Annotated in this window: 8 protein-coding genes and 1 pseudogene; 1 reads left to right on the forward strand and 8 read right to left on the reverse strand. The window is 48.2% G+C overall.

The features are described from left to right. Positions 1 to 12: 12 nt before the first annotated feature. The 7 genes from BOC67_RS24100 to BOC67_RS24130 form a co-directional block, all read right to left on the reverse strand. Positions 13 to 570: a sigma-70 family RNA polymerase sigma factor gene (locus BOC67_RS24100; RefSeq protein WP_291914594.1), complete on the reverse strand. Its 558-nt coding sequence runs from the start codon at positions 568 to 570 to the stop codon at positions 13 to 15. A 175-nt stretch (positions 571 to 745) separates the two neighbouring features. Then, on the reverse strand, positions 746 to 1,582 hold the full coding sequence (locus tag BOC67_RS24105) for an anti-sigma factor (RefSeq protein WP_291914596.1): 837 nt from the start codon (positions 1,580 to 1,582) through the stop codon (positions 746 to 748). A gap of 65 nt (positions 1,583 to 1,647) precedes the next feature. Then, the gene (locus tag BOC67_RS24110; RefSeq protein WP_291914598.1) at positions 1,648 to 2,196 is read right to left on the reverse strand and encodes a sigma-70 family RNA polymerase sigma factor; all 549 of its coding nucleotides are present in this window, start codon (positions 2,194 to 2,196) and stop codon (positions 1,648 to 1,650) included. Positions 2,197 to 2,277: 81 nt separating this feature from the next. After that, the gene (def, locus tag BOC67_RS24115) at positions 2,278 to 2,856 is read right to left on the reverse strand and encodes a peptide deformylase (RefSeq protein WP_291914600.1); all 579 of its coding nucleotides are present in this window, start codon (positions 2,854 to 2,856) and stop codon (positions 2,278 to 2,280) included. 148 nt (positions 2,857 to 3,004) lie between these two features. Next, complete coding sequence (gene ruvX, locus BOC67_RS24120; RefSeq protein ID WP_291914602.1) at positions 3,005 to 3,415, reverse strand: Holliday junction resolvase RuvX; 411 nt, start codon at positions 3,413 to 3,415, stop codon at positions 3,005 to 3,007. Positions 3,416 to 3,432: 17 nt separating this feature from the next. Next, complete coding sequence (locus BOC67_RS24125; RefSeq protein WP_291914604.1) at positions 3,433 to 4,299, reverse strand: UbiA-like polyprenyltransferase; 867 nt, start codon at positions 4,297 to 4,299, stop codon at positions 3,433 to 3,435. A 16-nt stretch (positions 4,300 to 4,315) separates the two neighbouring features. Further along, on the reverse strand, positions 4,316 to 4,852 hold the full coding sequence (locus BOC67_RS24130; protein WP_367115591.1) for an RNA methyltransferase: 537 nt from the start codon (positions 4,850 to 4,852) through the stop codon (positions 4,316 to 4,318). Positions 4,853 to 4,931: 79 nt separating this feature from the next. Between BOC67_RS24130 and mutS the strand changes: the two genes are divergently transcribed. Then, positions 4,932 to 7,505 carry a DNA mismatch repair protein MutS gene (gene mutS, locus BOC67_RS24135; RefSeq protein WP_291914606.1) on the forward strand — a complete coding sequence of 858 codons (2,574 nt, stop codon included), beginning with the start codon at positions 4,932 to 4,934 and terminating at the stop codon, positions 7,503 to 7,505. Between the two features lie 69 nt (positions 7,506 to 7,574). Here mutS and BOC67_RS24140 read toward each other — a convergent pair. Continuing rightward, positions 7,575 to 8,944 (reverse strand): annotated as a pseudogene (locus tag BOC67_RS24140) (IS3 family transposase). Positions 8,945 to 8,987 lie beyond the last annotated feature (43 nt).

The following is an 8,987-nucleotide window of genomic DNA, read 5'->3' on the forward strand; positions in this document are numbered from 1 at the left end:
ATACATTTTTGATTACTTGTCGATGTTCTTTACTATTTGTTTCAGGTGGTTGAGGGCTGTCCGCATGCGCGTTTTCACCGTGCCGAGGGGTATGTCCAGCACCCGGGCGATCTCTTCCTGTGTGCAGCCTTTATAGTATGCTAAATCAATGAGGTTCCGCTGGTCTTTGCTGAGGCGTTCGAGCATTTTGGAGAAGCCGAGGTGATCTACCTGCATGTGTACTATCAGCGGTTCGTTGCCAATATGTACATCGTCCGTGATATTCTGGATTTTCTGGTCCAGCTTATGCGCTTTGGAGCGGAGTACATCGATGGCGGTGTTCCGGCAGATGTTGAGCATCCAGGTGAAGAGGCGGCCCCGCTCTTCATCGTACTGGTCGATGTTTTTCCAGATTTTAAGGAATACGTCCTGCAATACGTCCCCGGCGGAGGCGTGGTCGTTCAGCACCTTTACCACTACGCCGTATAAGGTGGAGGAGTACTGGTCGTAGAGATAGCTGAAGATCTTCTGGTTACGGTTGCGTAAGCCGTTCACCAGTTCCTGCTCGGTATATGTTGAAGACGAGTCCAAAAAAATTGGATGTGATTAAAACAGTGAATAAAATCGAGAAAATGCAAACGCACGTTGACCAGGCGATGATCAGTCAGCAGGGTTGTGAATAACAAAAGTGAAGTATCTTATAATGGCGTAACGCGGGGTCGTATTATCTACAGCAATATACGCATTTCTTTGAACTTTCAAAATCCTACAGGTTCATTTCGGCGACCTGGTAAATTTCGGTTTTGCCGTTTGCTCCTTTACTCCCGATGGGCTCCAGGGTTACTACAAACGATTGCGGAATGGTGGTCGTTTTGAGGTGTTGAATCTTTCCGTTGGAAGACGGTGTGATCACGAGTATTCCTGCATCTGCCGGCTTGCCATCGGTGATGGTGCGGAGATGGTACTGCTTGTCTTCCGGGGGTATGGGTAGCCGCCAGTTGACGAGGTACACCTCTTTGGAAGCCTTATTCCAGCCGATGGTCACCGCGCCGTCCGGGTGCGGGCCGTAGCCGCTGGCTTTGATCCAGATCACGTTCGGGTCCTTAAGGAGTTTTTTGTCCTCATCGCTTTCCTGTACGCTGGCCGTTTGATTGGATTCCAGGTTTTTATTCTCGTCGATTTTCTTTTGGGAGGCGATGAGTCTTTCGTACCTGGCTTTATAATCCTTACTGTCCGTAGCCAGAAAGAAGTTTATACCGGCGCTGATGATCAGGATGCCGATCACGGCAGCGGCGATAATTTTCCAGATGCGTTCCTGCTTTTTACCGGTTACGGCTTTCATCTTTACGGCCGGAGTGGTCAGGAGCGGCTGGGGAACAGGGTTATTCAGCCGGAGTTCCTGGGGAAGCGCCAGTTCGCCTTCGGGTGTGCTTTCATTCCGGATGATGAGCATCAACCTTGCTTTAATTTCGGGTGGAGGCGTAACAGCATAGCATTTCACAAATTCTTCCTTCTGAAGCTGCAGGTCTTCGACGATTTCTCTGACTTCAGGGTATTGCTGTGCGATTGCTTCCACTTCTGCGACTTCATCTTCTGGAAGCAAGCCATAAACGTAACTTTCCAGGACACCTGATGATATGTAATGGTTTATGTCCACGTGGATTACAATTATTGTTTTAAAAGACCTCTTAATTGCATGATAGCATTGCGCATCCGGGTTTTCACGGTGCCAAGCGGTATGTCCAGTGCTTTGGAAATTTCTTCCTGGGTACAGCCCTTATAATAAGCCAGATCAATGATGGTGCGCTGTTCTTTCTGGAGTCGTTCAACTGCCTTACTAAGACCCAGGTGATCCACCTGCAAATATATGGCTAGTTGTGGTTCATTGAGGATAGCAAGGTTGTCAACATCGGTTATTTTCTGATCGAGTTTATAGGCTTTTGATCTGAGGCTGTCGATAGCGGTATTCCTGGCGATGTTCAACATCCAGGTAAAGAGGCGGCCCTTGGTAGCGTCGTATTTATCAATACTTCGCCAGATCTTTACAAATGCCTCCTGCAGCACATCGCCGGCAGTAGTTTCATCTGCAATGACCTTAAGGGCCACACTATATAATGCGGGTGAATAATGGTCGTACAAATAACTGAAAATCTTTTCATTCCTCGCTTTGAGGCCCTGAACGAGTTCAGCTTCCGTGTATGTAGATGCAGCGGCCAAAAGGATATGGATGTTAAACTTTGATGGATGTGGATGTTATGTCCAAAATAACAGGTTTATTTTACATTACAAAATATTTTCCTATTTCGGAAAAGACATTTTGTAATCCACCCTGATCTTACCTTTGGTGATATCGTCCAGTTTACTTTTCAACATTCTGCGTTTCAATGGCTTCAGGTGATCGATGAACAGGATGCCGTCAATATGATCGTATTCGTGCTGGATCACGCGGGCGGTAACGCCGGTGAATGTTTTTTCCTTTGGCTGGAAGTTTTCGTCTACATAGCGGAGGGTAACAGTTTCCGGGCGGTCTACATCTTCCCTTACTTTAGGAATGCTGAGGCATCCTTCGTTGTAAGGCCACTCTTTACCACCGGTTTCCACGATGTGGGCGTTGATGAACACTTCTTTGATACCTTCATCACCCGGGTAGTCGTTCTTTTCATCATCTTCCAGGTTGTCGATAATCTGCTTGCTGTCGACTACAAACAGGCGGATGGATTTATTAATCTGTGGAGCGGCAATACCCACGCCATTGGAAGCGTACATGGTTTGCCACATGTTAGCGATCAATTCCTTTAACTCTGGATAATCCGGGGTAATATCTTCCGCAACCTTTCTCAGTACCGGATGTCCGTAAGCTACTATTGGCAATATCATGATTGTTGTGACTTGGTTTAAAAATGCGAATTTAATTGTTTTTTCGGGGAAACGCTCCTGTACCGGCGGGTTTGGGTTTCCACGGGGCCTGTTTTACCTGCCGGAAAGGCCGGTTGATAAGGCGCTGCGAGGGTCTGGCAACTATATCCTATATCCGCTGGAGGTATTCCTGCAGGATGATGGTGGCGCTGATCTCGTCTACCAGGGCTTTGTTCTGGCGGTCCTTCTTCTTCAGGCCGCTGTCGATCATACTCTGGAAAGCAATCTTTGAAGTGAAGCGTTCATCTATTTTCACGACCGGCAGGTCGGGGAAATTCTTTTTCAGAATCCGCACACACTCGTTGACCAGGGCGGTTGCATCCGTTGCGTTGCCATCCAGGTTCTTAGGCTCTCCGATAACGATCTGCTCTACTTCTTCCGAAGCAAAATATTTTTTCAGGAAAGGGATCAGTTCATGTGTACCCACCGTAGTAAGGCTACTGGCAATGAGTTTCAGCGGATCGGTCACCGCTATGCCTGTTCTCTTCTTCCCATAATCAATGGCCATGATACGTGGCATAATCTATTTGATTTTAATTAAGCCAGCACCAGCATGTCAGCAATGGCGAATACGGCAAATACCACGCTAGCAATGCCATTGGTGGTCATGAACATAATGTTGATACGGCTCAGGTCGTTTGGTTTTACCAGCATGTGCTGGGATACCAGCATGCTCATAAATACTACGGCTCCTATCCAGTACAGCCAGTGAAAATGGCCGTAGATACCGATGGTGATCACCAGAGCTGCCGCAATCACGTGCAGCGCTTCGGAAAAGTGCAGGGCGCCGCGGAGCCCCAGCCAGGCAGGGATGGAGTTCAGATGCTGACTTTTATCAAAAGCCTCGTCCTGCAGGGAATAGATAATATCAAACCCTGACACCCAGCAAAGCACCAGGCAGGATACCAGCACCGGCAGGGTGGCAAACTGGCCGGTTACAGCCAGGTGAGCGCCTATAGGAGCCAGGGAGAGGCCCACGCCCAGCACCATGTGGCATAATGCCGTGAAACGCTTGGTATAGCTGTATCCCAGCACTACCAGCAGTGCGATGGGCGACAGGAAAAAGCAGATCTTATTGATAAACCAGGTAGTAGCTACAAACAGCACGCAATTGGCGATGATGAACACCATGGCGTTGCTTTTGGAAATAATGCCCGCCGGGATTTCCCTTTTGGCCGTGCGGGGGTTCAGTTTGTCGATATCCACATCCAGCCAGCGGTTAAATGCCATGGCTGCGCTGCGGGCAAACACCATGCAGAGGATCACCAGGCCGAAGGTGAGCCAGCTGAAAGCCCCTCCCCCAATGGTTACCGCCATGCAATACCCGATGAGTGCAAACGGCATGGCAAAGATGGTGTGCGCAAACTTTACCAGCGACAGATACTTATTTATAGTCGTAAACATATATAAATAAAATAATTTAATGGTTGCCTTTGAGCTTCACAAAGATATCCCAAACTACAATACCGGTGCTAACAGAAATGTTCAGGGAGTGTTTCATGCCCAACTGGGGGATTTCGATGCAGCCATCCACGACTTTCATCACCTCCCCGTCCACACCGCTGACTTCATTGCCGAAGACCAACGCCAGGGGCTGGCCCGGAGGCGGGGTAAATTTATCAAGTGGCACGCTGTTCACTGCCTGTTCGATGGCCATTACCTGGTAGCCTGCAGCCCGGAGGCTGATTACCGCTTCCATAGTGGTGGAGGCATATTGCCATTCCACGGTTTCAGTAGCGCCCAGGGCTGTTTTGTGAATATCCCGGTGCGGGGGAACGGGCGTATAGCCACAGAGGATGATCCCCTGGATCAAAAACGCGTCGGCTGTACGAAAAACGGAACCTACGTTGTGCATGCTCCGGATGTTATCCAGCACCAATACGATGGGCGTTTTATCGGCGGCTTTGAATTCCTCCACCGTTTTACGGCCCAGTTCATCCATACTTAGTTTTCTCATTACCTGCAAAGATAACATGATGGGTTGAGTTTTATATATTTGCGCCATGGCAAAAAGCAAATCGGCAGAAACCCCGCTTATGCAACAGCACAAGGCCATCAAGGAAAAGTATCCGGATGCCGTGCTATTGTTCCGCGTGGGCGACTTTTACGAAACATTCAACGAAGACGCGGTGATCGCCGCACAGGTGCTTGGCATTGTATTGACCAAAAGGGCTAACGGCTCTTCCAATGGCGACCTTGCAGGGTTCCCGCATCATGCGCTGGACACCTACCTTCATAAACTGGTTAAAGCCGGCTACCGCGTAGCGGTGTGCGACCAGCTGGAAGACCCTAAAACTGCCAAAGGCATTGTAAAACGCGGGGTAACCGAGCTGGTAACGCCCGGTGTAGCCGTTAACGATAAGATACTGGAAAACTCCAGCAACAACTTCCTGGCGGCCGTGCACTTTGGCGGCGATGTTACCGGGGTGTCGTTCCTGGATATTTCCACCGGGGAATTTTTTGTAGCGGAAGGCAGCATTGAATATGTGGATAAACTCCTGCAAAGCTTCCGCCCTGCGGAAGTCCTCTTTGCCCGCCAGCAACAAAAGAACTTCAAGGCCACCTTTGGTACCAGGTTTTATACCTATACCATGGAAGAGTGGATCTTTACCACTACCTATGCCGAAGAAATCCTCCTGAAACAATTCCAGACGCATTCCCTCAAGGGTTTCGGGGTGGAAAATATGCCTGCCGCCATTGTAGCTGCCGGCGCTACCCTCCATTACCTGAAGGATACAGAACATCCGAACCTCCAGCATATCACCCGCATGCAGCGCATCAACCAGGAAGATTTCCTCTGGATGGACCGCTTTACCGTGCGTAACCTGGAACTGCTTAACAGCAGTGTGGAAAACGGGCATACCCTGCTAAAAACGCTGGACAATACCGTTACCCCTATGGGCGCCCGCCTGCTGAAACGCTGGCTGGTATTCCCGCTCCGCCATAAGGACCGCATCAATGAAAGACTGGATACGGTGGAATACCTGATCAAAGAAACAGACCTGGCCAATGGCCTGCGGCAGCACCTGCAACAAACCGGCGACCTGGAAAGGCTGGTATCCAAAATACCCCTGAAAAAAATTAACCCGAGGGAAGTCATGCAGCTGGCAAGGGCGCTGCAACAGGTGGAGGCCGTGAAAACCATCCTCGGCAAAAATACCAACGACTACCTGCAACGCCTCAACGAAAAGCTGGATGTATGTGCGCCGATTATGAACCGCATCCTCAACGAGATGATGGAAACGCCACCGGTGCTGGTAAACAAGGGCGGCGTGATTAAAGACGGCGTGCATCCCGAGCTGGACGAACTGCGCGGCATTGCCACCAAAGGCAAGGATTACCTGTTGCAGATACAGCAAAAGGAATCGGAAGCTACGGGTATCCCGAGCCTGAAAATTGCCTTTAACAACGTATTCGGTTATTACCTGGAAGTAACCAATACCCACAAAAACAAAGTACCCGCTACCTGGATCCGCAAACAAACGCTGGCCAACGCGGAACGTTATATTACGCCTGAACTCAAGGAGTACGAAGAAAAGATTGTTGGCGCGGAGGATAAAATCCTGGCGCTGGAAACCCGCCTGTTCGACGAACTGCTGGCGGCCCTGCAGGACTTTATAGAGCCTATACAGCAGGATGCGCAGATTTTTGCGCGGTTGGATTGCCTCCTCTGCTTTGCGCACAACGCGGTGCAGTACAAATACCGCCGCCCTGAAATCAACGACGGTTATGACCTGCGGATTGTGGAAGGGCGCCACCCCGTGATTGAACGGGGCTTGCCTCCAGGCGAAACCTACGTCGCCAACGACATTACCCTGGATAAAGAAACCCAGCAGATCATCATCCTCACGGGGCCTAACATGAGCGGTAAATCCGCCCTGCTCCGCCAAACGGCGCTGATTACGCTGATGGCGCATATGGGCAGCTTTGTGCCGGCCACCCGTGCGGAAATTGGGTTGACGGATAAAATCTTTACCCGTGTAGGCGCTTCCGATAACCTGAGCGGCGGGGAGTCAACCTTCATGGTGGAGATGAACGAAACGGCGAGTATTATCAACAGCATTACGCCGAGAAGCCTGGTGATACTGGATGAGATCGGCCGCGGTACCAGCACTTACGACGGTATTTCCATTGCCTGGAGCATTGTGGAATACCTGCACGACATGAGCGGGCATCAGCCGAAAACGCTGTTTGCCACGCACTATCATGAGCTGAATGAGCTGGAGAACAAGCATAGCCGGGTGAAGAACTACCATATCACCAATATGGAAAGCGGCAACAAGATCATCTTCCTGCGCAAGCTGGCGCCGGGAGGCAGCCGTCATAGCTTCGGTATTCATGTAGCGAAGATGGCCGGCATGCCGCCGGAACTGATTGACCGTGCCAACGAGGTGCTGGCGCAGCTGGAAGAAAAGCATATCGACGGGGCGTTGCAGCGGCAGGTAAAAAATCTCTCCACTCCTACCCAAAAACTGCAGTTGAATATTTTTGACGCGCACAGCGATACATTCCAGGGCATCCGGCAGAAGCTGGAAAATGTGGACATCAACCGGCTGACGCCGGTGGAAGCGCTGTTGAAGCTGAGCGAGATAAAGGATATGATTAATTAATGTTGTGCTATAGAAAAAAAGAAAGCCTCCGCAATGAAGTGAACCCAAAAGTTTGGACGGCTTTTTTGATTAAGCGGCTTGAGTTCGGTATTGTACTGGACTCAAGCCGTTCAGTTTTAATTTGATTCTCTGGTTATTATAATAATCAATGTATTCAATAATTTCCTTCCTCAATACTTCAATAGAAGTAAATTTATGAAGGTAATACAGCTCTGATTTGATAATGGAAAAAAAGTTTTCCATTACTGCATTATCCAGGCAATTCCCTTTCCTTGACATACTTTGCCTGATTTTATTGCTTCTAAGCATGAGCTGCCAGGCCTGCATCTGATACTGCCATCCCTGGTCAGAATGCAAAATAAGTTTATGCTTCGAAGGTAATAGCTTTACGGCACCCGTCAGCATTTCTATTGTCTGTTTACTCGAAGGTTGTCCACTTAAATTATAGCTAATTATCTCCCCATTATATAAATCCATAATGGGCGACAGATATAGCTTTTTGCCACTTACTTTAAACTCTGTCACATCTGTCACCCATTTTTGATTCGGTTTGGATGCAAAAAAATTTCGTTTAAGTAGATTGCGGGCAACTTTCCCCTGTACTCCTTTGTAGGACTTATATTTTTTTATCCTGACCAGCGATTTAAGCCCCTTCAATCTCATTATCCTTAATACGGTCTTATGATTGACCAGAAGACCTTGTTGTCTAATCGCTAAGGTTATACGCCTATAACCATACCGCCCCTTATGCTTATGATAAATCTGATTTATTTCCGTTTCTAGCTCAATATATTTATTGGGTTGTGCTGATTGCTTCAAGCAATAATAATATGTACTACGTGCCATCCTTGCTACTTTCAGAAGTATATCCAGAGGATATTTATGCCTTAATTCCCTGATGGCCTGCGCTTTTTCTTTGGTTGGTTCTGCGCTTCTTTTTCCCGGGTTAAGGCGTCTAACTTTTTTAAAAAATCATTTTCTGCACGTAGAAATTGCACTTCTGCACGTAGCTTCTCCAGTTGTTGAGCTTCCGGACTTAGATCAGTTGTTGCTTGTTTTTTTTTACGAGGCATAGTAGTCTTTTTTCGACCCTGCTTAATCTTCAATAACACATTCGCACCATGTTCTTTGTATATAGTCAACCATCTATGAACGGTGCCCAAATTGGGAATATTGAAAGCTGAACAAGTATCAGTCAAAGATAACCCCTTATTTATCATTAGTTTAATTACTTTTAGCCTAAAGTCACCGGTATATGTCTCTTGACGTATCTTTAAGCCCTGAGGACCACCTTGTCTGTAATGACCTAACCACTGTTGAATCCGTGAGCGTGAGCATCCTAATTTTTTAGATGAGGACGTGATTGATTCCTTCCCTGATTCAATGGCCTTGACAATGGACAGTTTCTGCTGATAACTGTATCTGACTCTTTTATCCATAAAAAATGCCCCCAAAAGTGTCTAACTTTTTGGGGGCACTTCA

The organism is Chitinophaga sp. CB10 (assembly GCA_001870995.2).
GTDB lineage: Bacteria > Bacteroidota > Bacteroidia > Chitinophagales > Chitinophagaceae > Chitinophaga.

Bases quoted from the DNA above. Each gene is read 5' to 3' on its own strand.
- def (WP_291914600.1), bottom strand. From the start codon at position 2,856: ATGATATTGCCAATAGTAGCTTACGGACATCCGGTACTGAGAAAGGTT.
- BOC67_RS24130 (WP_367115591.1), bottom strand. From the start codon at position 4,852: ATGAGAAAACTAAGTATGGATGAACTGGGCCGTAAAACGGTGGAGGAA.
- ruvX (WP_291914602.1), bottom strand. From the start codon at position 3,415: ATGCCACGTATCATGGCCATTGATTATGGGAAGAAGAGAACAGGCATA.
- BOC67_RS24125 (WP_291914604.1), bottom strand. From the start codon at position 4,299: ATGTTTACGACTATAAATAAGTATCTGTCGCTGGTAAAGTTTGCGCAC.
- mutS (WP_291914606.1), top strand. From the start codon at position 4,932: ATGCAACAGCACAAGGCCATCAAGGAAAAGTATCCGGATGCCGTGCTA.